The organism is Pseudomonas sp. gcc21 (assembly GCF_012844345.1).
Taxonomy (GTDB): domain Bacteria; phylum Pseudomonadota; class Gammaproteobacteria; order Pseudomonadales; family Pseudomonadaceae; genus Halopseudomonas.
In genome coordinates, this window is the sequence record NZ_CP051625.1 from 1276498 (window position 1) to 1299935 (window position 23438).

Below are 23438 nucleotides of genomic sequence, written 5' to 3' on the forward strand. Positions count from 1 at the left end.
ATTCAGCGGCCGTTTTTTATGCTGCGTATGCACCCGGAGTTTGGATCAATTCACTCGTGGCTGCAGGTGTCCCTCGTGCAAGGTCAACACGCGATCCATTTGTCCTGCCAGCGCCAGATCATGAGTAACCACCATGAACGCGGTATTGAGCCGCTGACTCAGCTCCAGCATCAGCTCCTGAACACCTCGGGCAGTGTGATGGTCGAGATTGCCGGTCGGCTCATCCAGCAGCACGCACGCCGGCTGATTAATCAGCGCCCTGGCAATCGCAACCCGCTGGCGTTCGCCGCCAGACAGCTCGGCCGGCTTGTGCCCGGCCCGTTTCGCCAGCCCCACGCCAGCCAACATTTCATTTGCCCGCTCGCGTGCCTGCGCAACCGGCATTTTGCCGATCAGTAACGGCATGCAGACATTTTCCAGCGCAGTGAACTCGGCAAGCAGATGGTGAAACTGGTAAACGAAACCCAGACCGGTATTACGCAACCGCCCGCGCTCGGATTCCTTCAGTGCCGACATCTGACGGCCAGCCAACCAGACTTCACCTTCGCTGGGCGTGTCCAGTCCGCCGAGCATGTTCAACAAGGTGGTCTTGCCTGAACCCGAGCTGCCGACGATCGCTACCCGCTCGCCGGGCAGCAGCTTCAGATTGACTCTGTCCAGGACCTTCAGGCGCTGGGGCCCGACGGCGTACTCTTTGCTCAGCTCGCGGCATTCCAGGACTGCTTCAGTCATAACGCAAAGCCTCCGCCGGCTCGGTACGGGACGCCCGCCATGCCGGATACAGTGTTGCTAGAAAACTCATCCCCAACGCGGCGGAACAGATGAGAACGACATCGCTCCAGATCAATTGGGATGGCAGATAGCTGATGAAGTAGACATCCGAGCTCAGGAACTGCATTCCCAGCAGCTTCTCCAGCCCCGCAACCAGCGCCGAGACATTCAGAGCAGCCAGAACGCCGAGAACCCCACCGACCAGGGTCCCCACCACGCCGATTACCGAGCCCTGCACCATGAATATGCCCATGATGGTACCCGGCGATGCGCCCAGCGTGCGTAGAATCGCTATGTCGGCTTTCTTGTCGGTAACCACCATCACCAACGTGGAGATGATATTGAACGCTGCGACCGCGACGATCAGCAGGAGCAGCAAGCCAATCATGGTTTTCTCCATGCGGATGGCAGCAAAAAGGTTGCCATGGCTACGCGTCCAGTCCTGCGCGTAATAATCACCCGACAAGCCCGACACCAGTTCCCAGGATACTGTCGGCGCCTGAAACAGGTCGTGCAGCTTGACCCGTACACCCTGCATCTGACCTGAAGGCCAGCGACTCAGCCGAGCTGCGTCACCGGCGTGGATGATAGCAAGGGAGCCATCCAGCTCGGCGCCCACCTTGAATATACCCTTGACCTCGAAACGCTTGAGCCGAGGAAATACCCCCGCTGGCGTGACCGAGGCCTCCGGAAGCACGAAGGTCAGCTTGTCACCAGGTCGCACCCCGAAACGGTTGGCAGTCAGCTCGCCAATGATGATGCCGAATTCGCCATCAACCAGCTCCTCAAGCGCCCCCGCTTCCATATGTTCGCCGATAATCGAAACCCGTTGTTCAGCTTCGGGAATGATCCCGCTGACCAAGACAGGGGCCACGCTGCCGTCATGAGTCAGCATGCCCTGGAGCTGGATAAAAGGCGCGGCGGCTTCGACCTGAGGATGTTCTTCCAGTGTGGACGCAAGCGAGCGCCAATCTTCGATCGGCTGATAACCGTTGATGGTAGCGTGTGGCACCATGCCGAGAATGCGGGTACGCAGCTCCCGATCAAAACCGTTCATTACCGACAGCACAAGGATCATCACCAGCACGCCCAGCGTCAGGCCAAGCATGGAAATCAGCGATATGAAGGAGATGAAATGGTTACGACGTTTCGCCCGCGTGTAACGCAGGCCAATAAAGAAAGGCAAAGGTCTGAACATGAAATATCAGGTCCCTGACGGGGGAATAGACCCGTGAGTGGCTATTGGGAGAGACATGTTACACTGAATTCAGCTGGGATAAACGGACCATGACATGCAAACGATTGACGACAGCATTCAAGATAAAAGGGATTTTTACCGCATTGAAGATAAGCTTGCCCTGGACTACCGGGTCATTAAAGGACCGGATCTGTCCGATGCGCAACTCGAGTCGCCGCAATTCCAGATGCTCAGCGAGCTTCAGGTGCTGGAGCAGGAATCCCAGCATCTGCTGCGCCAGATAGGTGAACGTGACCGTTCACTGGCGGCCTACCTGAAGATTGTAAACAAGCGCATCGAGCTGGTTGCCAGAACGCTGGTTACCCAGGCTGCCGATACGCCGACGGATAAGCTGCAGGTGACCTTGAGCGAAGGAGGTATGTCCTTCACGGCCACCGAACCGCTCGAACCCGAAACCTGGCTTGCACTGCGGCTGGTACTCATGCCCTCTCCGCTCGGGCTGGTGATTCCAGCGCGGGTGCTACGCTGCGATTGCGCCGAAGCAGCCGGCAGCTGGACCATAGGTGTCAGCTTCGAAGCACTAAGCGATCCGGAACGCCAGCTGCTCGCCAGACATATTCTGCAGAAACAGGCACAGGAAATACGTGCCGCGAAAACCGAAAGGATTCAGTTATGAACATTCTGAACGCCCGTTTGTTGGCTTTTTCTCTCCTGCTCACCACACCGTTAGCAGGGGCAGACACTTTAACCATTCCGGTTGGGCAGCAGCACAGCTCAGCTGTCTCGATCGAACTACCTCTGCGTGGCCAGTCAGCCGCATCGGTTATCCAGCGCCACGGCGAGCCAGCGGTACGTCATACGGCCGTTGGCGAGCCGCCTATAAGTCGTTGGGATTATCAAGGCTTCAGCGTGTACTTCGAAGCAAACACCGTCGTACACAGCGTCCTTCAGCACCGGCCGAAGGCTAATTGAGCGAATGACCATTCTTTACGGTCACCGCGGCGCTCGCGGGGAAGCCCCGGAAAACACCCTGCCAAGTTTTCGTCAGGCATTGGATGCAGGCGTAACGCGAATGGAGTTGGATCTGCACCTGTCTTCTGACCGTAAGTTAATGATCATTCATGACCCGACGCTAAAGCGCACCACCGGTCTGCGCGGCAAAATCGCACAGCACACCGCAGAAGAGCTGATGCAGATAGATGCTCGTTTTGCCCTGCCGGGCTGGTCCAGCACCTGTGCCATCCCCTCTCTGGAACAGCTGTTCCGCGAGCTTTCGGAAATCGAGCATTATCAGCTTGAGGTCAAATCGGGCTCGATCAATCAGTCCCATATTGTGCTGGATGCGCTTGCCAGACTGGTTGAGCAGTTCGGACTGGAGAACAAGGTCGTCATCACATCGGGTAGCCGCACGCTGCTCAAGGTGGCAAAGACATCAGGTTTTTCTTTGCCCACAGGTCTGGTAGAGGAATACGGCCTGCTTGATCCCATACGCAGCGCCTTGCGCTACGGCTGTCAGTTTCTGGTGCTGAACTGGAAACTATGCAACCTGCAGCGGGTTCGTCGTGCGCATCGCCACGGCTTGCACGTATCGGTCTGGACCGTTAACGATCCGGCGTTGATGCATAGATTGGTCGGGATGGGTGTTGACAGCATTATCACCGATGTCCCGCACCTGGCAGTTGAGACGATCGGCTTGCACACCTGAGAGAACTGCCCGGTTCTTGCCGGGCAGGGTTCGCATCAGAACAAACGGTTCAGACCATCCAGCGCGGCCACGCGGTAGGCTTCCGCCATGGTTGGATAGTTGAAGGTCGTGTTGACGAAATACTTGATGGAGTTCGCTTCGCCCTTCTGGTTCATTATCGCCTGGCCGATGTGCACGATCTCCGAAGCCTGGTCGCCGAAACAGTGGATGCCCAGCACTTCCAGCGTCTCCCGGTGAAAGAGCAGCTTGAGCATACCAACCGGCTCGCTACTGATTTGCGCGCGGGCCATATTCTTGAAGAACGCCTGGCCAATTTCGTAGGGCACTTTTTCCTCGGTCAACTCTCGTTCGGTCTTGCCCAGGGAACTGATTTCCGGAATCGTATAGATACCCGTCGGCACATCGTCGACAAAACGCCATGCATCATTGCTGACGATATTGCCGGCAGCGGAACGGCCCTGATCGAAAGCAGCACTGGCCAGGCTCGGCCAGCCGATCACATCCCCTACGGCATAGATGTTCGGCACTTCGGTCCGGTAATTTTCATCGACGCTGAGCTGGCCACGCCCGTTGGCCTGCAACCCGACATTTTCCAGCCCCAGTCCATCCGTGTTACCCGTACGTCCGTTGCACCACAGCAGTGCGTCAGCCTTGAGCTTCTTGCCCGACTTCAGGTGCAGGACTACACCGCGATTATCCAGACCCTCAATCTTCTCGTATTCCTCGTTGTGACGAATCAGCACGGCGTTGTTGCGCAGGTGATAACTCAGCGCGTCAGAGATTTCGTCATCAAGGAAGCTGAGCAGGCGATCGCGGTTGTCAATAAGATCAACCTTCACACCCAGGCCACAGAAAATCGAAGCATATTCACAGCCGATTACCCCAGCCCCGTAGATGATCAAATTCCTGGGTGTATGGTTAAGCTTGAGAATGGTATCGCTGTCGTAGATGCGCGGATGGTTGAAGTTCACGTCCGCTGGACGGTATGGCCGCGAACCCGTGGCGACGATGATTTCCTTCGCCGCCAAACGCTCGACCACACCCTGCGCGTTTACCAGCTCGATGGTGTTGGCGTCTGCGAAGCTGCCGCGGCCAAAAAACAGATCCACACGATTGCGCGCATAATAACTGGTACGCGACGCCACCTGCTTGGCCATCACGCTTTCGGCGCTTTTAAGCACATCCGGGAAGGAAAACCAACGCGGGTCGCCTATCACGCGAAACATCGGGTTGGTATTGAAGTGAATAATCTGCTTGACCGAATACCGCAGGGCTTTGGACGGAATAGTGCCCAGGTGCGTGCAATTGCCCCCTACCAGGCTGTGGGCTTCGACTACTGCAACCTTGCGGCCATGCTTGGCGGCATTCATCGCAGCGCCCTCGCCCGCTGGCCCTGAGCCCAGCACCACTACATCATAGTTATATACGGCCATACTTCGATTTCCTTGTTCCAATACCCGGATGCTTGCATAGTGCTATTGCGTCAACTACTCGACCTTGGTCGCGTCGTAGGCCAGGTTCGCCTTGGGCTTCTTTTTCGTCTCGAGGCTGTTCTCGTCGCACTTATCGGCGTTTCCACCACAGATCGAGCAGCTGGAATCCAGACCTGTTGCGCCGATGCCGCCACACGAGCCGGCGATCGGCTTGCGGCCCATCATCACGCCGACCGCCATGCCAGCCACGACCAGGCACATCAACAAAAATGCTAATAACCAGACCATTTTCTACTCCTTGCCCCGTTCAAGGGCCTTGAATCGAGGCGTACTTCTGGATTCGAAGCCCACCCCTTTGCGTATAACAAATAACGCTGCAATATCCTGCTCGACAGCATACTGCCAACCCAGCTCCGGGCCCTTGACCAGCAACAGGGTCGATAATCCGTCAGCCCTGGCCGTATCCGGGTCCAGTACTGTTACCGCGGCCAGCTGATGCATGACCGGTTCACCGCTGCGTGGATCGAAGGTATGGGAATACCGCTTGCCTTCAAACTCGAAGTAGTTGCGGTAATCACCCGACGTAGACACTCCGTGACCATCCAGCGGCAGAATGAGCTGAGCGATACGGTTGTCGTCACGGGGCTCTTCAATAGCGATGCGCCAAGGCACATCGCCGGGTTTCGAACCCGCTGCCTTGAGTTCCCCGGTGATTTCCACCATATAACTTGTGATGCTCTCTGCCGCCAGGTGTTCCACCACCCGATCCACCATGTAACCGGCTGCCATCGCGCTCAGATCCACCTGGACAGGTGCGTCCTTGCACAACTGCCCGTCTACCGTATGCAGATTCTGCTGGCCGACTTTCTGCAACACTTCAGTCAGCGCCGCAGCTTCAGGAACTGACTGACCGGCCGGGCCACCATGGAAACCCCATAATTCGAGCAAGGGGCCGATGGTGATATCAAAGCCCCCATCGCTGTGCTCATGGAGCTCGTCGGCCAAGGACACCATCTCCAGAACGGATTCAGGCATGTCCTGGCAGCTACCTGCCGGAAGAGCATTGAAGCGAGCCAGATCTGAATCATCACGCCAGGTGGACACTTCGCCATCGAATTCGGCTAACAGCGCTTCAATATTCGCTTGTAACGCTTCCGGCGCAGGCGTCTCCTCGGTACTTACCCATTTTATCGAATAGGTACTGCCCATGGTGCCGCCGTAGATTTCGGAAACCGTTTCTGCAGAATTGAAACAGCCCGCTAACGTAGCTGCCACAGCAACTACGAAAGCGGGCTGAGTGATGCGGTGCAGCATGCTAGCCGCCGAAGTCATCAAGCAAGATATTCTCCGGCTCAACACCCAGGTCCTGCAGCATCTTGATCACCGAGGCGTTCATCATCGGCGGTCCACACATGTAGTACTCGCAATCCTCTGGAGCCGGATGGTCCTTGAGGTAATTCTCGTAGAGCACGTTATGAATGAATCCGGTCGGGCCTTCCCAATTGTCTTCAGGCAAGGGATCGGACAACGCCAGATGCCATTCGAAGTTCTCGTTCTCTGCGGCGAGTTTGTCGTATTCCTCGACGTAGAACGCTTCGCGCAATGAACGTGCACCGTACCAGAAGGACATCTTGCGCTTGGACTGCAGACGCTTGAGCTGGTCAAAGATGTGCGAGCGCATGGGCGCCATACCTGCACCACCACCAATGAAGACCATTTCAGCTTCGGTATCCTTGGCAAAGAATTCACCGAACGGTCCATAAACGGTGACCTTGTCGCCAGGCTTGAGGCTGAACACCCAGGAGGACATTTTGCCCGGTGGCAGCTCATCACGCCCGGGCGGCGGTGACGCTACACGGATGTTGAATTTGACCAAGCCACGCTCTTCCGGGTAGTTCGCCATGGAGTACGCGCGAATGACTGTTTCGTCCACCTTGGAGACAAATTTCCACAGATTGAACTTGTCCCAGTCGCCACGGAATTCCGGTTGAATATCGAAATCCTTGTAGTTCACGGTGTGCGGCGGGCATTCCAGCTGCACGTAACCGCCCGCACGGAAGTCGACATTCTCGCCCTCCGGCAATTTCAACGTCAGCTCCTTGATGAAGGTCGCGACGTTGGGGTTCGATTCAACGGTGCATTCCCACTTCTTGACCCCGAATACTTCTTCCGGAACCTCGATCTTCATGTCCTGCTTGACCGGAGTCTGGCAGGAAAGACGCCAGCCTTCCTTCGCTTCGCGCTTGGTGAAATGCGTTTCTTCGGTGGGCAACATTTCGCCGCCGCCGCTCTCGACGATGCATTTGCACTGAGCGCAGGTGCCGCCACCGCCACATGCAGACGATAGAAAGATGCCATTGGAAGACAGCGTATTCAGCAGCTTGTCGCCCGCGGCCACGGTAACAGTCCGCTCGCCGTTGATCTCGATATTGACATCACCGCTGCTGACCAGCTTTGAACGCGCAATCAGAATCACAGTCACCAGGGTCAATACGATGGCTGTGAACATCCCTACGCCGAGATAAATTTCCATCTCCATCAGTTCAGCTCCTCTTTACAGTTGCACGCCGGAAAACGACATGAAACCGAGGGACATCAGACCCACGGCGATGAATGTTATGCCCAGGCCGCGCAGACCATCCGGCACATCGCTGTATTTGAGCTTCTCGCGGATCCCTGCCAACGCAACGATCGCCAGAGCCCAGCCGGTGCCCGAGCCAAAGCCATAGACCACACTCTCACCGAAGGCGTAATCCCGCTCGACCATGAACAGTGCAGCCCCCATGATCGCGCAGTTAACCGTGATCAGCGGCAGGAACACGCCCAGCGCGTTGTAGAGCGCAGGCACGAACTTGTCGAGCAGCATTTCCATGATCTGCACAATCGCGGCGATAACGCCGATGTAACTCAGCAGACCCAGGAAGCTGAGGTCGACGTTGGGCAGGCCTGCCCAGGCCAGAGCGCCATCCTTGAGCAGATAGGTGTAGATCAGGTTGTTCGCGGGAACCGTGATCGTCAGTACGACGATCACCGCGATGCCCAGACCGATTGCAGTCTGCACCTTCTTCGAGATAGCGATAAACGTACACATCCCGAGGAAGAACGCGAGGGCCATGTTTTCGACAAAAATGGCCCGGACCGCGAGGCTAATATAATGTTCGATCATGATTTACATAGCCTCCTTCACGGCACGGGACTGGGGTGCCATCGGGTAATCCTTCGCCTCGACCTGTTCGGTCTTCCAGCTACGCAGAGCCCAGATAATCAAGCCGATAATAAAGAACGCGGACGGTGGCAGTAGCAACAGGCCGTTGGGCTGATACCAGCCACCCTCGCTGACGACCGGCAGGATTTCATAACCCAGCAGCTTGCCAGCGCCGAACAGCTCACGAATGGTGGCAACCACAATCAGGATGAAGCTATAGCCCAAGCCGTTACCCACCCCGTCCAAGAAGCTCAGATGCGGAGGGTTCTGCATGGCAAACGCTTCAGCGCGACCCATCACGATACAGTTGGTGATGATCAGACCAACGAACACCGACAGCTGTTTGCTGATATTGAACGCGTAGGCTTTCAACACCTGATCCACCACGATAACCAGCGAAGCAATGATCACCATCTGCACGATCATGCGGATCGAGCCGGGGATCTGTGAGCGGATTGTCGAGATGAACAGGTTGGAGAATGCCGTCACCGAGGTCAGCGCCAGACACATGACTAGCGTCACATTGAGACTGGTGGTAACCGCCAGAGCCGAACAGATACCCAGGATCTGAAGTGCAATCGGGTTGTTCTTGAATACGGGATCGAAAAGGACCCCTTTGGCACTTACATTAGCCATGTCATGCCTCCCCTGCTTTCAGGTTTTGCAAGAAGGAACGGAAACCGGTGTCGCCCATCCAGAATCGAACGAGATTCTCGACGCCGCGACTGGTCAGCGTAGCGCCAGCCAGACCGTCGACCTTGTATTGACGACGCGGATCGCTGCCATCGACGGTACCCTTGACGACCTGTACGCCGACTTCACCTTCCTCGTTGTATACGACGTTGCCTTTCCACAGCTCACGCCACCGGGGATTATCTACCTCGCCACCAAGACCGGGTGTTTCACCGTGCTGGTAAAAACCCAGCCCGCGGATGGTGTTGAGGTCGCCTTCCAGCGCGAGGAAGCCGTACAGAGTGGACCAGAGACCATAGCCATGTATCGGCAGAATCATGGTTTCGATGCCGTCTTCGTTCTCGATCATGTACACCGTAGCGTAATGCTCGCGTCGACGAATGCTGGCCACGTCCTCATGCGCTTCCAGCGCGCGGGACAGGTTCGGATCCCGCGATGCAGCCTGCTGGTCGTAGCTCAGCGGCTCGTGCGCATCGCTGAACTTACCGGTACGCAGATCCACCAGACGCGCAGTTACCTGCTCGAATTGTTCAGCTACGCTAGGCCCTTCTTCCAGCAAACCGGCAATCAACAGAATGTTGCGCTGTTTGTCGAGCAGCTGGTTTTTCACCTGCACCGGCTTGAGCGACACGGCGGCGACCGACACCACGATCGAGCACACCAGGCAGACCAGCAGCGCGACGATAATAGTACGGCTGACGGATTCTTTTTTAGTGGACATTACGTGCAAGCCTCCGTTTGATGTTGGCCTGAACGACGAAGTGATCGATCAGGGGAGCAAAGAGGTTAGCGAATAGAATCGCGAGCATCATGCCCTCAGGGAACGCTGGGTTCACTACACGAATCAGCACCACCATCAACCCGATCAGAGCACCAAACACCCACTTACCCGTGTTCGTCATGGACGCTGACACGGGATCGGTAGCCATGAAGATCATGCCGAAGGCGAAACCACCGGTGACGAGGTGCCAGTACCAGGGCATCGCGAACATCGGATTGGATGTCGATCCCAGCACGTTGAACAACAAGCTGGTCGCGATCATGCCGATCATTACGCCCAGAACAATCCGCATGCTAGCGATGCGGGTCATCAACAATACTGCGCCGCCAATGAAAATCGCCAGGGTTGAAGTTTCACCCATCGAGCCGTGGATATTGCCAAGGAATGCGTCCCACCAGGTAATGCCCTGGCCGATGACCGCTTCGACACCGCCCATCGCCATAGCACTGAGTGCAGTGGCGCTGGCGTAGCCATCGACCGCCGTCCATACCGCATCACCGGAAATTTCCGCAGGATAGGCAAAGAACAGAAAGGCCCGGCCGGTTAGCGCCGGGTTAAGGAAGTTCTTACCGGTACCGCCAAAGACTTCCTTGCCGATGACCACGCCGAAGCTGATACCCAGTGCGACCTGCCAGAGAGGGATATCCGGCGGCAGAATCAATGCAAACAGGACTGAAGTAACGAAGAAACCTTCATTGACCTCATGCTTGCGGACCGATGCAAACACCACCTCCCAGAAACCGCCCACTATGAAGGTCACCGCGTACACCGGCAGGAAGTACGCTGCGCCGTGTACGAAGTTGTCCCACAGGCTAGCCGGATCGAATCCAGCGAACATCTGGATCAGCGCGATGCGCCAGCTATCCTGCATACCCAGCATTTCAGGGTTTTCAGCATAAATGCTGTTGGCCTGAAGACCGACGTTATACATCCCGTAGAACATCGCCGGGAAAGTACACAACCAGACGGTGATCATCATGCGCTTGAGGTCAAGCCCGTCGCGTACATGGGAGGTTGTCCGGGTAACGCTGCCCGGGCGATACAGGAAAGTATCCACGGCTTCATACAAGGCGTAATACTTCTCGTGTTTACCGCCTTTTTCGAAGTTATGCTCGATCTTGTCGAGCAATGCACGAAGACCCATGGCTTAACCCTCCTTTTCGATGCGGGTTAGGTTGTCCCGCAGAATCGGGCCGTATTCGTACTTACCGGCACACACGTAACTGCACAGCGCCAGATCTTCTTCATCCAGCTCCAGACAACCGAGCTGTTGAGCGACTTCGGTGTCGCCGACAATCAATGCGCGCAACAGTTGGGTCGGAAGGATATCCAGCGGCATGACCTGTTCGTAGTTGCCAACCGGAATCATGGCGCGAGGACTGCCATTGGTGGTGGTAGTCATATCGAACAGCTTCGACGGGCTGAGCTTGGACAAAAAGATGTTCATTACGGAGTGTTTGTCAGTACCGGCACGCAAGTAATGCAGCATCTGCCGATCAGTGCCTTCCAGCAATACGGATGCCTGCAGATGATAACGACCTAGATAACTGACTGGGCCACGCGCGTGACGGCCACCGAATACTGAACCCGAGATGATGCGATTTACGCCAGTCTTGAGCTCACCAGCGGTCAACTCCTCAAGGTTCGCTCCCACACGGGTTTTCAGCAGGCGTGGTTTTTCTACCTGCGGACCACCCAGCGCGATGACGCGCTCAGTCCAGAGACGACCGTCAGTAAACAGCTTGCCGACCGCGATCACGTCCTGGTAATTGATATGCCAGGCCTGGCGGTTCTCGTTGACCGGATCAAGCATATGAATATGGGTGCCGGGGAGACCTGCCGGATGCGGCCCTGCGAAGCTCTCTGTACGTACACCTTCAACATTCTCGCCGGGGATCGATGCCCCGTCGGCCTTGCACAGCCAGACGCGAGCAAGCCGGGACAGCACCTTAAGACCGTTTTCGAAGGCTTCAGCCTGATCGGCAAGCACGACAGCCGGATCGGCTGACAGCGGATGGGTGTCGATGGCGGTGACAAAAATCGAACTGGGCGTTGCGTCCACTTCCGGGACCTTGCTGTAAGGTCGGGTCCGCAGGGCTGTCCACATGCCTGAATTGATAAGCTGCTGACGAACCTTTTCGCCATCAAGGCTGGCCAGAGCTGCGGCTTCGTGCGCATCGAACTCGACGGCATCATCGCCCTCGACATCGATCACGACAGACTGCAAAACACGCTTTTCGCCACGATTGATGGCGCTGATCACGCCGCTGGCAGGAGCCGTATACACAACTCCAGGTGTTTTCTTGTCACTGAACAGGATCTGTCCCAATCTGACCCGGTCACCCAATTGTACTTCCATGGTAGGTTTCATACCGTGGTAGTCGAAGCCGATTACGGCCACGCTACGTACCTGACGGGCATCGTCAATACGTTGCTCGGGCGACCCGGTGATTGGCAAGTCCAAGCCCCGTTTGATTTTTATCATACGAATAGCCTAATCACTGGTTGGAATCTATAAGGGTGTGCCGCTACCGAACCGGGAAACCCGACGATATGGCGCTGAAAACAGACGCGGAATCAAAGCAAGACGGCAGCAAACCCCCACCAAAAATCCCGCTAAGTATAAAGATCCTGCCTAACCAAAGCTACTCAAGCACTTGAATATTTCGGAGTATCTGCTTCATACCGCCCCAGTGACAATCAGTCGCATTTGCGAGAATCAAGCGCTGGTTCAAAACCCTGAGAAAAGCCGTTGCATGGCGACAACAGGAGCAACGGTTTCATGCGGACACCTGAAGAACGCACAACAAAAAAGGCGCCGAAGCGCCTTTTTTGCATAGCCTTGCTTACCGCTTGGACGGAAATGCCGGAGGATTCACATTGGCCATGTCTTCCAGAATCCGCACAACCTGACAGCTGTATCCGAATTCGTTGTCGTACCACACATACAGAATCACACGATTGTCATTGCAGATGGTTGCTTCAGCATCCACAACACCAGCGTGGCGGGAGCCAACGAAGTCGGTGGAAACCACTTCCTGAGAATTAGTGAAGTCGATCTGCTTGTGCAGGTCGGAGTGCAACGCCATGTGACGCAGGTAATCATTGACCTCGTCACGGTTAGTGCTGCTCTTCAGATTCAGGTTCAGAATCGCCATGGACACGTTGGGCGTGGGCACCCGGATCGCGTTACCGGAGAGTTTGCCGGACAGCTCGGGCAGCGCCTTGGCCACAGCCTTGGCGGCGCCAGTCTCGGTGATGACCATGTTCAACGCGGCGCTGCGGCCACGGCGATTGCCCTTGTGGAAGTTATCGATCAGGTTCTGGTCATTTGTGTAGGAATGAACAGTCTCAACGTGACCATTTTCAATGCCGTATTTGTCATTGATTGCTTTCAACACCGGCACGATTGCGTTGGTCGTACAGGACGCAGCGGAAATGATCTTGTCTTCGGGCGTAATTGCCGCATGGTTGATGCCATGAACGATATTCTTCAGGTCACCCTTGCCCGGTGCAGTGAGGACTACCTGGGAAACACCCGGGCACTTGAGGTGCTGAGACAGGCCTGCCTCGTCACGCCATACGCCGGTGTTATCAACAACGATCGCGTCCTTGATACCGTACTGGGTGTAAACGACGCTGCTCGGGTCGCTGGCATAAATGATCTGAATGACGTTGCCGTTTGCAGTGAGCGTATTGCTCTCTTCATCGATCGTAATGGTGCCTTGGAAGGAGCCGTGAACCGAATCGCGGCGCAGCAGACTGGCGCGTTTGGCCAGATCGTTGGCGGCACCCTTGCGCACGACGATGGCGCGCAGACGCAGACCGTCGCCAGCGCCGGTCTTTTCAACCATGATGCGGGCCAGCAGACGTCCAATACGACCGAAACCATACAGAACGACATCACGCCCTTCACGCCGCTCGCCTTTCTTGCCGATTACCTCAGCCAGCTCATCACGCAGGAAGGCGTCCAAATCATCGCCACCGACCTCACGGAATTTGTTTACCAGTCGGCCAAGGTCAATCGAAGCCGGCCCCAGATCCAGATCCAGCAGCGCCTTGATGACAGGAAATGTGTCGTGGACCGACAGCTCGGTATCATCAATCTGGCGGGCGAAACGGTGAGATTTGAGTAGACTGATAACAGACCGGTTCACCAGACCCCGGCCATAGATTGAGGTGACCACGTTGTTCTCGCGGTACAGCCGACCGATCAGCGGAATCATCGCCTCAGCGGTTGCTTCCCGTTCAGTCCAGGCTTCCAGGCATTGATCGTATTGGGCTTGAGTCACGGCGTTTCCTTCCAGGTCTTGGGTGCTAAAGAGGGCCAATATTATGCGTTTAGCGGGCAAGAGAGGCAATCATCCTTGGAAAAAGCCGGAGACAGGACAGACCATGTCGGACAGACCGTACCAGACGGCGTTACACTAGCGCTTTTCCTGATGGACCCCAAGCATGCCCGGCAGTCAGACGATCTTACCCCTCGAAAAGTTCAACATTAATAATGGCAAAGTTGCATGGGGCCGGCTGGACGGCGCAGCGCGCGCCTTGGCAATTGCGGAAGCAGCGAGCCGGCACCAGGGCCTGAGCCTGGTCATAACACGCGATACGGCGATGGCAGACCGCCTCGACCGTGAGCTGCGGTTCTTTGCGCCTCATCTGCCGGTACTGACTTTCCCCGACTGGGAAACGCTGCCCTATGACCGGTTCTCACCACACCAGGACATTATCTCCCAGCGCCTGAAAACCCTGTATCAACTACCGCAAGTGAAACAGGGGATACTCGTGGTCCCCATGACCACCCTGCTCCACCGCATCCCGCCGCGCCCCTTCTTGGGTGGCTCGGTACTGATGATGGAGACCGGCCAGCAGCTCGACATCGACCGCATGCGCATGAACCTTGATGCAGCCGGTTACCGTTGTGTGGACACGGTTTACGAGCATGGCGATTACGCCGTCCGCGGCGCGCTGCTTGATCTGTTTCCGATGGGTAGCAAGCTGCCCTACCGGATTGACCTGTTTGACGATGAGATCGAGACCCTCCGCACCTTCGATCCGGAAACCCAGCGCTCCATCGACAAGGTCGAGCGCATCCACCTGCTACCGGCCCGGGAATTCCCGCTGGACAAGTCAGCCCTTACCGGCTTTCGCGCTCGCTTTCGCGAACGTTTCGAGATCGACCACCGCAAGGTGCCGTTGTATCAGGACATGTCCGAAGGACTGATACCGCCTGGTATCGAGTATTACCTGCCGTTGTTTTTCGAGGAACTCGGCACGCTGTTCGACTATCTCCCCGAGAATACGCTGCTGTTCAGCGAACCGGGGATCGAATCCAGCGCCGAGCAGTTCTGGAACGACGTACGCGTTCGCCACCAGGATCAGAGCCTGGATCCGACTCGCCCTCTGCTCCCGCCAGCTGAGCTATTTCTCACCGTAGAAGACTGCTTCGCCCAGATTAAGGGCTATCCACGGGTCGTCTGCCATACGGATGAGCTGGAGCCCGGCGCCGGGCGCAGCAACCTGCCGTGCCAGCCGCCGCCGGAGCTGCCACTGGACAACAAGCGCGAACGCCCCCTGGCTGAGCTGGAAAACTTTCTGAATGGATTCGCCGGCCGCGTGCTGTTCGCTGCCGATTCCGCCGGGCGCCGCGAAGCGTTGCTTGAGCTACTGTCTCGCATCGACGTCAAACCGGAACAGTTCGAAACCTGGCATGGCTTCGTCCAATCCGGAAGCACCATCGGCATCATCGTAGCGCCTGTAGATCAGGGGCTTGTGGTCGACACGCCTGCAGTCGCACTCATTTCCGAAACGCAGCTGTTCGGTAAGCGTGTCATGCAGCGCAGACGGCGCGGCAAGGTTACCGACCTGGGTGACGCGGTCATCCGCAACCTGACCGAGCTGCGCGAAGGCGCGCCGGTGGTTCACATTGATCACGGTGTCGGCCGCTATTGCGGCCTGGTCAACCTGACGGTCGAGGACCAGGAAGCCGAATTTCTCAAACTGCTCTATGCAGACGAAGCGACGCTATATGTACCGGTATCGAACCTGCATCTGATTGCGCGTTATACCGGCTCCGAAGATGAACACGCACCGCTGCACAGACTGGGTTCCGAGCAATGGCAAAAAGCCAAACGCAAGGCGGCCGAGCAGGTACGTGATGTGGCGGCTGAATTGCTCGACGTCTACGCCCGACGGGCGGCGCGCAAGGGCTTCAGTTTCAGCGAGCCCGAGCATGATTATGAGGCGTTCGCTGACACCTTCCCGTTTGAGGAAACCGCTGATCAGCAAGCCGCGATCGAGGCGGTCATCAATGACATGACCGGCAGCCAGCCAATGGATCGCCTGGTCTGCGGCGACGTAGGCTTCGGTAAGACCGAAGTCGCCATGCGCGCTGCCTTTGTTGCCGTACACAGTGGCAAACAGGTCGCGGTACTGGTGCCTACGACCTTGCTGGCCCAGCAGCACTTCAACAGTTTCAGCGACCGCTTTGCCGACTGGCCCGTCAAGGTTGAGGTCATGTCGCGCTTCAAGTCAGCCAAGGAGATGAAGTCTGCGGTCGCTGAGCTCGGCGAAGGCAAGGTGGACATCATGATCGGCACGCACAAGCTGCTGCAGGAAGACATCAAGTTCAAGGATCTGGGGCTGGTGATCATCGATGAAGAACATCGATTCGGTGTGCGCCAGAAAGAACGACTCAAGAAGCTGCGCAGCGAAGTTGACATACTGACCCTCACCGCCACGCCAATTCCACGTACGCTGAACATGGCCATGTCCGGCATGCGGGATCTGTCGATCATCGCCACGCCTCCAGCACGCCGCCTGTCTGTGAAGACCTTTGTCATGCAGCAACAGCCAGCCGTACTGAAGGAGGCGATTCTTCGTGAGCTGCTGCGCGGTGGGCAGATCTACTATCTGCACAACGAAGTGCAGACCATCGAAAAATGCGCTGCCGACTTGGCTGAGCTAGTGCCCGAAGCGCGAATTGGCGTGAGCCATGGGCAGATGCCGGAACGTGCGCTTGAGCAGGTGATGCGCGATTTCTATCATCGCCGGTTCAACATCCTCGTTACCACAACCATCATCGAGACCGGTATCGACGTCCCCAGCGCCAATACCATCATTATCGAGCGCGCCGACAAGTTCGGGCTCGCACAGTTACACCAGTTACGTGGTCGGGTCGGTCGCAGCCATCACCAGGCCTACGCCTATTTGCTCACCCCCGCGGGCCGAAAAATCACCGGCGATGCGGAAAAGCGTCTCGAAGCGATAGCCATGGCTCAGGATCTGGGTGCCGGTTTCACGCTGGCGACCCACGACCTGGAAATCCGCGGCGCCGGCGAACTGCTTGGCGACGGACAAAGCGGTCAGATCCAAGCGGTTGGCTTCACGCTCTACATGGATATGCTTGAACGCGCAGTCAAGGCGATCCAGAACGGCAAGGAGCCCTCGCTGGAACAACCACTGGGCGGCGGACCGGATATCAATCTGCGTCTCCCTGCACTGATACCGGACGATTACCTCCCCGACGTTCATACCAGGCTGATTCTGTACAAGCGTATCGCCAATGCCGGCGACGAAGATGCCTTGCGCGATCTGCAGGTCGAGATGATTGATCGCTTTGGCCTGCTGCCGGTGCCGGTCAAAACCCTGTTCCGGCTAACCTCGCTCAAACTGCACTGCGCGCCGCTGGGGATCTGCAAAGTGGATGTAGGCCCTGAGCATGGCAGGCTCGAATTTGCGGCCGAAACCTCAGTTGATCCACTGGTACTGGTGCGCATGATCCAGGACAATCCCCAGCGGTATCGACTTGAAGGCGCCACAATATTCCGGTTCAGCGCGCCAATGGCCAATGCTGAGCTGCGGCTCAACACCGTCGAAGCGCTTATCGAACGGTTGGAGCAACCGCCGATCGAACCGAAAGCCAAAGGAAAACGCAAATGACCAGACCCGCCTCTCCCCTGCACGCCCTGCTGCTCGTGCTACTGCTCAGCGCGACATCGCTCGCCAGTGCGCAGGATTACATCGTAGAAGTAGTGCTATTTACTCAACCCGGCAGCGGCATCGTCGAGGGCCCCGGACCCGAGCTGAACTGGAAATCGGACGCCGCAGAACTGGACAGCACCACCCGTAGCAATGTGCGGCCCATCGACGCGTCCCGCCATCGACTGGCAAATGAAGCGCGTAAATTGTCCGCCCAGGGATCCAGAATACTTTTTCACAAAGCATGGACCCAGCCCGCCGGCACGCCTGTAGCGGTGACCAAGGGCGACGACCTGACCGGCTTCGATCAGTATCCGGTCCAGGGTGTGGTCAGCCTGCGCCGCGCCAACACTCTGGAAGCCGACGTCGCATTCTGGGTCCACCATGAATCAGGCTCGATGGACAGCCAGCCGGTAAGCGAACGCCTGCAACAGAGCCGCCGCCTGCGCCCTGACGAGGTTCACTACCTGGATCATCAAAGCCTGGGCATGCTGATTATCGTTAGCCGCTAAGCTCGGTCTGAAGCTGCTAACGAGCGAGCAATGGCCATGTAGCGGTAACTCTGATCAGACTCAGCATGACCCAAACATCAAACCACCTGACAGCACAGCCTGGTTCCCCCCTTTGAAAAAGCGGGGCTAGGGGGATTGCCCGCATCCCCTCACCGATTCATTCCAAAGTCAATCGCCCGCCACCTGCCAGGATTACGCAAGACGCCGTGAACCCTTCCATGGGGACTTGGTGAAAACATCCCTGTTTTCAACACTTGCTCCACCCTGGCAGTCGGCAAGCTCGATCAGGCACTCGTGCGATAGAGAGATTAAACTGATTTTCCGAGCCAGCCGGCGGCTCCAATCTCGGCGGAGCGAGGCGACAGAGTTGCGATGACCGTTCGATGACATGGATGTCATCGCCGAGCTTACAGGGACGTACTTGCAGCGTGTCAGCGCAGCCCTGTCGGCTCGCGGAGACTAACTCAGGAATCGTACTGTAATCAGGCCTCGGTAATCACACGCGTCAGGATATTCCTGACCTGCTCCATCCCGGCGGCGACCACCCGCTCCATCGACTCCATGCTAATCATGTCCGGATGCGTCCCGGCAGCAGGATTGACGACGAGCGCCAGGCACGCATAGGGCAGCCCCAGCTCGCGGGCCAAAGCGGCCTCCGGCATGCCGGTCATCCCTACAATGTCACAGCCATCGCGCTGGAGCCGCCGTATCTCGGCTGCGGTTTCCAGGCGCGGGCCCTGGGTGATCGCGTGCACGCCATGGGGGCTGTGAGCAATCGACTGGCGCGCCATCACGCCGACCAGCTTCTTGCGCAGACTCTCATCATAGGGATAGCTGAAATCGATATGCGTGACGTGCTCGAGATCCACCTCGAAAAAACTGCTGTCACGGCCCCAGGTGTAATCGATTAACTGGTCAGGCACGCAAAAGTGTCCTGAACCCATCGCACTATGGATGCCGCCGACGGCGTTCACCGCGATCACTGCGTCAGCGCCAGCCTCTTTCAGAGCCCAGATGTTGGCTCGGTAATTGATCTTGTGAGGAGGCAGACGATGCGGATTTCCGTGACGCACCAGAAACAACACTTCACGGCCGGCCAGCAAACCTTTCATGACCGGTCCGGACGCTCGGCCAAACGGAGTCGATGGGTCCAGCTCGGCGGTCACCTGGAGCTCCTCCAGCTGGCTCAGCCCAGTGCCACCGATGATCGCGACGCTGTCCATCAGAGCAGCTCCAGGCGTTTCAGCAAGCTGGTTGCCTGCAGCCAGGCGGGAGACGACTTGTACTCTACACCGGGGCGCTGACGGGCTAGCATTCGGCCAAGATTATCAGGCGGTTGCACGCCAATCTTTTGGACGTGCACCAGTGCCTGCTCCGCAGCGTCGCGATCGTTACACACCAGCAACATATCGCAGCCAGAATGCAACGCCGCATCAACACGCTCGCTCATCCCGCCCACCGCGTGGGCACCAGCCATGGTCAGGTCATCACTGAAAATGACTCCTTCAAAAGCCATCTCGGCGCGCAGGATGTCTTGCAGCCAGCGCCGAGAAAAACCGGCTGGCAGCTCATCTACAGCGGGATAGACGACGTGAGCGGGCATGATTCCGTCAAGTCGGGAGGCTAACGCTGCGAAGGGCTTGAGATCCGACGCGCGAATGTCCTCTTCTGAGCGTTCATCAACCGGCAGAGCAAAATGAGAGTCTGCCTCGGCCCAGCCATGGCCGGGGAAATGCTTGCCCGTCGCAGCCATGCCGGCGTGCTTCAGACCTTGAATGTAGGACGCGGCCAACCGGGTCACTTGCTGCGGATCACCACCCAGTGAGCGGTTACCGATGACGGCACTGCGGCCATAATCAAGATCCAGCACCGGAGCAAAACTGATATCGATGCCGCACGCGAGCATCTCTGTGGCCATCACCCAGGCCGCGGCAGTGGCTGCCTGTTCGGCTTGTTCTGCTGGTAGCGCCGCCACGTCACCCAGCGCAGGGAGTCGCAGTACGCCATTGCGCAGACGTTGCACCCGTCCGCCTTCCTGATCGATGGCAATAATCATATCCGGACGCACCGCACGGATGGCTCTGACCAGTTCGCGCACCTGCATTGGCGATTCGGTATTGCGGGCAAAAAGTATGATGCCGCCGACTTCCGGCTGTCTGAGTATGTCGCGGTCGGCCGCAGTGAGCCACGTACCTGCGACGTCCAGCATCAGGGAACCTTGATTCAAACCTATTACTCCTGCCTAGCTAAGGGGTGATGGCAGCGGCATGAACGCTGCGGGGACTTATTCTTCAATCTGGACCTTGCAACCGACCGGCGTCATGTCGAAAAGCTCGATAATGTCGCTATTGCGCAGACGGATGCAGCCGTGGGACAAGGGTACGCCCATAGGTTGATCATCGCCGGTGCCGTGAAGATAGATGTAGCGTCGCTGGGAGTCGCAGCTACCGCCACGGTTGAAGCCGGGGCGCTCGCCGCACAGCCAGAGAATTCGTGAAAGAATCCAGTCTCGCTGAGGATGCTGCCTGGCCAGTTCGGCCGTCCAGATCTCGCCGGTGGTACGCCTGCCGATAAACACCGCGCCCTGGGGCTCGCCTGCGCCGATACGCGCACGTACACGGTGCAGACCGCGCGGCGTGCAACCGCTGCCATTGCGTTCGCCAGGCCCATTGACGGCGGTGGAGATGGGGAACGTGCAAAGCAGCCGACCGGATGCGTATCCGGTTAGCTGCTGAGAAGAAATCGATATATGAATCAGATCCAGCTGCATGCGCGCCCCTGCGAAAGTGCACACGATAACGGATCAGAGCATCAGAGGTAAGCCCATCAGACCGATTCCAGACGCGCCTCTGGAACGACAGCTCGCGCCATCGCACTCCCGTCGGCACGCATGCCGGCAGCAAGGAACGGGACCATCAGCCTGAGTACACGGTCCACGCTATGGTGAACGCCGAACTCGTCTTCAGCGATCGCCCGGAGCGCCTTCATACTGGACATGGTAAATGCGGCACTTCCGAGCATGAAATGCACTCGCCAGAATAGCTCATCGGGCGGCAGTTGCGGCGCGGCCCGGTATACCAACACCATATAGCGCTGGAATACCTTGCCGTATACTTCCCCCAGATACTTGCGCAGATGGCCCTGGCTTTGGCTGAAAGCCAAGCCCAGCAAGCGCATGAAAATCGACAGGTCATTACCGCTTCGGGGTTTGACCGTCAGCACCTGACGCACCAGCATCTCAAGCAGCTCTTCCAGGCTGGGGTCATCGTCCTCTGCGGCCTCCTGCCGGCGGTCCAGCTCCCGCTCCAGGCTTGAGACGAACGGATCGAGGAACCGCACGAACACCGCCTGTATGAGCGCCTTCTTCGAACCGAAGTGATAATTCACTGCCGCCAGGTTCACCCCTGCCTTACTGGTGATCAGTCGTAAGGATGTTTCTGCAAATCCTTTTTCGGCAAAGGACCGCTCAGCAGCATCGAGAATTCTTTGAACGGTATCAGAATGGGCCATCTGGATTCCAAGTACGCCAACGTGTGTTTGAAACATACGTTTCAAACGGTCTGACTGTCAAGCTCAGCGCATACGAGCCTCTTGGCAGGTATGGTTCTAACCAATCTGCGTGCGAGGCGCAAGTATTTGGAGCCAGGCAAGCTTGTACTGACAGATCAACTGTATATAATCACAGCTACTGTATAAAAAAACAGGCACAACCCAAATGCAAAAGCTCACCGCACGGCAGCAGCAGATTCTTTCCTTTATAAAGGATTATATGGATGCCCACGGATACCCGCCTACGCGTGCGGATATCGCCCGGGAAATCGGCTTCAAATCACCAAACGCTGCCGAGGACCATTTACGCGCGCTTGCTCGCAAGGGGGCTATCGAGATGATACCCGGAGCATCGCGCGGGATACGCTTACCTGCCGATACGCTAAATGCTGCAGAGGATCGCCTACCGGTTATCGGCCAGGTTGCTGCGGGGGCCCCGATTCTGGCAGTCGAGAACATCGAAGATCATTGCCGGGTCGACCCTGATTTTTTCCATCCCAGGGCTGATTACCTGCTCAAGGTAAAAGGCATGAGCATGAAAGATATCGGTATTTTCGATGGCGATCTGCTGGCCGTGCATAGAACCACTGAAGCACGCAATGGCCAGATAGTCGTTGCACGCATAGACGATGAAGTCACCGTCAAACGCTTCATGAAAAAAGGCCGCAAGGTTTCACTGATTGCCGAAAACCCGGACTTCGCGCCAATAGATATCGATCTTGCCGAGCAGGAACTGACTATTGAAGGGTTGAGCGTCGGCGTTATACGCCGCTGACCATTTGCCGTTTACGCCAGGAGCTGACCATGCCGTACTTCCAGGAAACGCGTCTCGAACAGTCTGATCTCATCAGGAATGCCCTGCTCGCGTCCCGCTACAGGGCACCACTGGGGCTGATGAAACAGCAGGCGGCCACCGAAGTTGCCGAAAGCAATGAAGATACAGGGTTCAGTGAGATCTGCCTGAATGGTTCTCCGCGGCAGTGCATGCAATGGCTCGCACCGGTTCTGCGCGATCTGAGCCAGACAAGAACGCCGCGCTGGCTGACCTTGATCGACCCACCGGAAAACCTGAGCCATACCTGGTTACGCTCGGCCGGGCTGGACCCGAGCCAGATTTTGATCGTCCGCCCGAAGCGCAGCATGGATTGCCTGACGTTCTGCTGCGAGATTCTAGCGCTGGGTAACAGTCACACGGTGGTCAGCTGGTTGGCAGCAGGGGCGCGTGAGGCCAAGATGCTGGAAGGCGCCGCTCGCAAAGGGAACTGCCGCAGCCTGAACGTGCGGCTCGATGCAGCCCGAGCCGCCTGAGTCGCACTGTCAGGCAATAACAGATCAGTGCAGGACCCGATCCTCCGGGATGGTATCGTCTTCTTCCATCACCTGCCCCGCCACCTGCATGCCGGCGCTGATCATTGCCTTGGCGACTTCAATGTAATGGCCCTGCAGAAAATCCTTCGCGTCGGGCGAGAACTCGATGACCAGCAAAGGCTCACCGTCCTCATCGGAGCGTCGCAGCGCGACCTTACCGTTGGGGAGCTCAACTATTTCGAGAAAGGGTGAAGGCATGTTCTGGTCTCCTGGCTACTGGCGCGCAGTGTACCACAGACGCAG

The 23438-nt window shown here is 57.3% G+C and carries 24 protein-coding genes; 7 read left to right on the forward strand and 17 right to left on the reverse strand.

Annotated elements, in window-relative coordinates; genetic code table 11:
* Positions 1-45: 45 nt before the first annotated feature.
* Together lolD and HG264_RS06075 are read right to left on the reverse strand one after the other, a co-directional pair.
* A complete protein-coding gene (gene lolD / locus HG264_RS06070) occupies positions 46-732 on the reverse strand; it encodes a lipoprotein-releasing ABC transporter ATP-binding protein LolD (protein ID WP_169406811.1) in 687 nt (228 codons plus the stop codon).
* Entirely contained in the window at positions 725-1969 is a 1245-nt protein-coding gene (locus HG264_RS06075) for a lipoprotein-releasing ABC transporter permease subunit (RefSeq protein WP_169406812.1), read from the reverse strand. Before HG264_RS06075 ends, lolD begins: the two co-directional genes overlap by 8 nt.
* Before the next feature lie 94 nt (positions 1970-2063).
* Here HG264_RS06075 and HG264_RS06080 point away from each other — a divergent pair, with 94 nt between their 5' ends.
* The 3 genes from HG264_RS06080 to HG264_RS06090 are packed head-to-tail and all read left to right on the forward strand — an operon-like array spanning position 2064 to position 3674.
* A complete protein-coding gene (locus HG264_RS06080) occupies positions 2064-2645 on the forward strand; it encodes a PilZ domain-containing protein (RefSeq protein WP_169406813.1) in 582 nt (193 codons plus the stop codon).
* Positions 2642-2941 carry a phosphodiesterase gene (locus HG264_RS06085; protein ID WP_372240204.1) on the forward strand — a complete coding sequence of 100 codons (300 nt, stop codon included), beginning with the start codon at positions 2642-2644 and terminating at the stop codon, positions 2939-2941. The genes HG264_RS06080 and HG264_RS06085 overlap by 4 nt, the downstream gene beginning before the upstream one ends.
* Before the next feature lie 4 nt (positions 2942-2945).
* Positions 2946-3674, forward strand: coding sequence for a glycerophosphodiester phosphodiesterase family protein (locus HG264_RS06090; RefSeq protein WP_169406814.1), 729 nt, complete (start codon positions 2946-2948; stop codon positions 3672-3674).
* Positions 3675-3709: 35 nt separating this feature from the next.
* Here HG264_RS06090 and sthA read toward each other — a convergent pair whose 3' ends face one another.
* The 10 genes from sthA to HG264_RS06140 form a co-directional block, all read right to left on the reverse strand.
* A complete protein-coding gene (gene sthA, locus HG264_RS06095; protein WP_169406815.1) occupies positions 3710-5107 on the reverse strand; it encodes a Si-specific NAD(P)(+) transhydrogenase in 1398 nt (465 codons plus the stop codon).
* Positions 5108-5161: 54 nt separating this feature from the next.
* Positions 5162-5395, reverse strand: a complete 234-nt coding sequence (gene nqrM, locus HG264_RS06100; RefSeq protein ID WP_169406816.1) for a (Na+)-NQR maturation NqrM — start codon at positions 5393-5395, stop codon at positions 5162-5164.
* Between the two features lie 3 nt (positions 5396-5398).
* Positions 5399-6421, reverse strand: coding sequence for an FAD:protein FMN transferase (locus HG264_RS06105; protein WP_178102805.1), 1023 nt, complete (start codon positions 6419-6421; stop codon positions 5399-5401).
* A 1-nt stretch (position 6422) separates the two neighbouring features.
* The gene (nqrF, locus tag HG264_RS06110; RefSeq protein ID WP_169406817.1) at positions 6423-7646 is read right to left on the reverse strand and encodes an NADH:ubiquinone reductase (Na(+)-transporting) subunit F; all 1224 of its coding nucleotides are present in this window, start codon (positions 7644-7646) and stop codon (positions 6423-6425) included.
* Between the two features lie 15 nt (positions 7647-7661).
* The gene (gene nqrE / locus HG264_RS06115) at positions 7662-8270 is read right to left on the reverse strand and encodes an NADH:ubiquinone reductase (Na(+)-transporting) subunit E (RefSeq protein WP_150299334.1); all 609 of its coding nucleotides are present in this window, start codon (positions 8268-8270) and stop codon (positions 7662-7664) included.
* Between the two features lie 6 nt (positions 8271-8276).
* The gene (locus HG264_RS06120; RefSeq protein ID WP_169406818.1) at positions 8277-8948 is read right to left on the reverse strand and encodes an NADH:ubiquinone reductase (Na(+)-transporting) subunit D; all 672 of its coding nucleotides are present in this window, start codon (positions 8946-8948) and stop codon (positions 8277-8279) included.
* 1 nt (position 8949) lies between these two features.
* Positions 8950-9726 (reverse strand): Na(+)-translocating NADH-quinone reductase subunit C, encoded by a 777-nt coding sequence (locus HG264_RS06125; RefSeq protein WP_169406819.1) that lies wholly within the window; start codon positions 9724-9726, stop codon positions 8950-8952.
* Positions 9716-10930 carry an NADH:ubiquinone reductase (Na(+)-transporting) subunit B gene (locus tag HG264_RS06130; RefSeq protein ID WP_169406820.1) on the reverse strand — a complete coding sequence of 405 codons (1215 nt, stop codon included), beginning with the start codon at positions 10928-10930 and terminating at the stop codon, positions 9716-9718. The genes HG264_RS06125 and HG264_RS06130 overlap by 11 nt, the downstream gene beginning before the upstream one ends.
* Before the next feature lie 3 nt (positions 10931-10933).
* Positions 10934-12271: a Na(+)-translocating NADH-quinone reductase subunit A gene (locus HG264_RS06135; RefSeq protein WP_169406821.1), complete on the reverse strand. Its 1338-nt coding sequence runs from the start codon at positions 12269-12271 to the stop codon at positions 10934-10936.
* A 361-nt stretch (positions 12272-12632) separates the two neighbouring features.
* A complete protein-coding gene (locus tag HG264_RS06140) occupies positions 12633-14078 on the reverse strand; it encodes a glyceraldehyde-3-phosphate dehydrogenase (protein WP_169406822.1) in 1446 nt (481 codons plus the stop codon).
* A gap of 163 nt (positions 14079-14241) precedes the next feature.
* Here HG264_RS06140 and mfd point away from each other — a divergent pair, with 163 nt between their 5' ends.
* A complete protein-coding gene (gene mfd / locus HG264_RS06145; protein WP_169406823.1) occupies positions 14242-17727 on the forward strand; it encodes a transcription-repair coupling factor in 3486 nt (1161 codons plus the stop codon).
* Entirely contained in the window at positions 17724-18278 is a 555-nt protein-coding gene (locus HG264_RS06150; RefSeq protein WP_169406824.1) for a CsiV family protein, read from the forward strand. Before mfd ends, HG264_RS06150 begins: the two co-directional genes overlap by 4 nt.
* A 482-nt stretch (positions 18279-18760) precedes the next feature.
* Here HG264_RS06150 and HG264_RS06155 read toward each other — a convergent pair whose 3' ends face one another.
* The 4 genes from HG264_RS06155 to HG264_RS06170 all read right to left on the reverse strand — a co-directional run bounded on the left by HG264_RS06155 (position 18761) and on the right by HG264_RS06170 (position 21788).
* On the reverse strand, positions 18761-19501 hold the full coding sequence (locus HG264_RS06155; protein ID WP_169406825.1) for an S-methyl-5'-thioinosine phosphorylase: 741 nt from the start codon (positions 19499-19501) through the stop codon (positions 18761-18763).
* Positions 19501-20487 (reverse strand): beta-N-acetylhexosaminidase, encoded by a 987-nt coding sequence (nagZ, locus tag HG264_RS06160; protein ID WP_169409032.1) that lies wholly within the window; start codon positions 20485-20487, stop codon positions 19501-19503. Before nagZ ends, HG264_RS06155 begins: the two co-directional genes overlap by 1 nt.
* A gap of 75 nt (positions 20488-20562) precedes the next feature.
* On the reverse strand, positions 20563-21048 hold the full coding sequence (locus HG264_RS06165) for a L,D-transpeptidase (protein ID WP_169406826.1): 486 nt from the start codon (positions 21046-21048) through the stop codon (positions 20563-20565).
* A 56-nt stretch (positions 21049-21104) separates the two neighbouring features.
* Positions 21105-21788 carry a TetR/AcrR family transcriptional regulator gene (locus HG264_RS06170; protein WP_169406827.1) on the reverse strand — a complete coding sequence of 228 codons (684 nt, stop codon included), beginning with the start codon at positions 21786-21788 and terminating at the stop codon, positions 21105-21107.
* 205 nt (positions 21789-21993) lie between these two features.
* Between HG264_RS06170 and lexA the strand changes: the two genes are divergently transcribed.
* The gene (gene lexA / locus HG264_RS06175) at positions 21994-22602 is read left to right on the forward strand and encodes a transcriptional repressor LexA (protein ID WP_169406828.1); all 609 of its coding nucleotides are present in this window, start codon (positions 21994-21996) and stop codon (positions 22600-22602) included.
* A gap of 29 nt (positions 22603-22631) precedes the next feature.
* Positions 22632-23135 (forward strand): SOS-induced cell division inhibitor SulA, encoded by a 504-nt coding sequence (gene sulA, locus HG264_RS06180; RefSeq protein ID WP_169406829.1) that lies wholly within the window; start codon positions 22632-22634, stop codon positions 23133-23135.
* 24 nt (positions 23136-23159) lie between these two features.
* Here sulA and HG264_RS06185 read toward each other — a convergent pair whose 3' ends face one another.
* On the reverse strand, positions 23160-23393 hold the full coding sequence (locus tag HG264_RS06185) for a hypothetical protein (protein ID WP_150298973.1): 234 nt from the start codon (positions 23391-23393) through the stop codon (positions 23160-23162).
* Positions 23394-23438: the final 45 nt, after the last annotated feature.

Excerpts from the sequence above, each read along its gene's own strand:
- lolD (WP_169406811.1), bottom strand. The coding sequence starts at position 732 with ATGACTGAAGCAGTCCTGGAATGCCGCGAGCTGAGCAAAGAGTACGCC.
- HG264_RS06075 (WP_169406812.1), bottom strand. The coding sequence starts at position 1,969 with ATGTTCAGACCTTTGCCTTTCTTTATTGGCCTGCGTTACACGCGGGCG.
- HG264_RS06080 (WP_169406813.1), top strand. The coding sequence starts at position 2,064 with ATGCAAACGATTGACGACAGCATTCAAGATAAAAGGGATTTTTACCGC.
- HG264_RS06085 (WP_372240204.1), top strand. The coding sequence starts at position 2,642 with ATGAACATTCTGAACGCCCGTTTGTTGGCTTTTTCTCTCCTGCTCACC.
- HG264_RS06090 (WP_169406814.1), top strand. The coding sequence starts at position 2,946 with ATGACCATTCTTTACGGTCACCGCGGCGCTCGCGGGGAAGCCCCGGAA.
- sthA (WP_169406815.1), bottom strand. The coding sequence starts at position 5,107 with ATGGCCGTATATAACTATGATGTAGTGGTGCTGGGCTCAGGGCCAGCG.
- nqrM (WP_169406816.1), bottom strand. The coding sequence starts at position 5,395 with ATGGTCTGGTTATTAGCATTTTTGTTGATGTGCCTGGTCGTGGCTGGC.
- HG264_RS06105 (WP_178102805.1), bottom strand. The coding sequence starts at position 6,421 with ATGCTGCACCGCATCACTCAGCCCGCTTTCGTAGTTGCTGTGGCAGCT.
- nqrF (WP_169406817.1), bottom strand. The coding sequence starts at position 7,646 with ATGGAGATGGAAATTTATCTCGGCGTAGGGATGTTCACAGCCATCGTA.
- HG264_RS06120 (WP_169406818.1), bottom strand. The coding sequence starts at position 8,948 with ATGGCTAATGTAAGTGCCAAAGGGGTCCTTTTCGATCCCGTATTCAAG.
- HG264_RS06125 (WP_169406819.1), bottom strand. The coding sequence starts at position 9,726 with ATGTCCACTAAAAAAGAATCCGTCAGCCGTACTATTATCGTCGCGCTG.
- HG264_RS06130 (WP_169406820.1), bottom strand. The coding sequence starts at position 10,930 with ATGGGTCTTCGTGCATTGCTCGACAAGATCGAGCATAACTTCGAAAAA.
- HG264_RS06135 (WP_169406821.1), bottom strand. The coding sequence starts at position 12,271 with ATGATAAAAATCAAACGGGGCTTGGACTTGCCAATCACCGGGTCGCCC.
- mfd (WP_169406823.1), top strand. The coding sequence starts at position 14,242 with ATGCCCGGCAGTCAGACGATCTTACCCCTCGAAAAGTTCAACATTAAT.
- HG264_RS06150 (WP_169406824.1), top strand. The coding sequence starts at position 17,724 with ATGACCAGACCCGCCTCTCCCCTGCACGCCCTGCTGCTCGTGCTACTG.
- HG264_RS06155 (WP_169406825.1), bottom strand. The coding sequence starts at position 19,501 with ATGGACAGCGTCGCGATCATCGGTGGCACTGGGCTGAGCCAGCTGGAG.
- nagZ (WP_169409032.1), bottom strand. The coding sequence starts at position 20,487 with ATGCTGGACGTCGCAGGTACGTGGCTCACTGCGGCCGACCGCGACATA.
- HG264_RS06165 (WP_169406826.1), bottom strand. The coding sequence starts at position 21,048 with ATGCAGCTGGATCTGATTCATATATCGATTTCTTCTCAGCAGCTAACC.
- HG264_RS06170 (WP_169406827.1), bottom strand. The coding sequence starts at position 21,788 with ATGGCCCATTCTGATACCGTTCAAAGAATTCTCGATGCTGCTGAGCGG.
- lexA (WP_169406828.1), top strand. The coding sequence starts at position 21,994 with ATGCAAAAGCTCACCGCACGGCAGCAGCAGATTCTTTCCTTTATAAAG.
- sulA (WP_169406829.1), top strand. The coding sequence starts at position 22,632 with ATGCCGTACTTCCAGGAAACGCGTCTCGAACAGTCTGATCTCATCAGG.
- HG264_RS06185 (WP_150298973.1), bottom strand. The coding sequence starts at position 23,393 with ATGCCTTCACCCTTTCTCGAAATAGTTGAGCTCCCCAACGGTAAGGTC.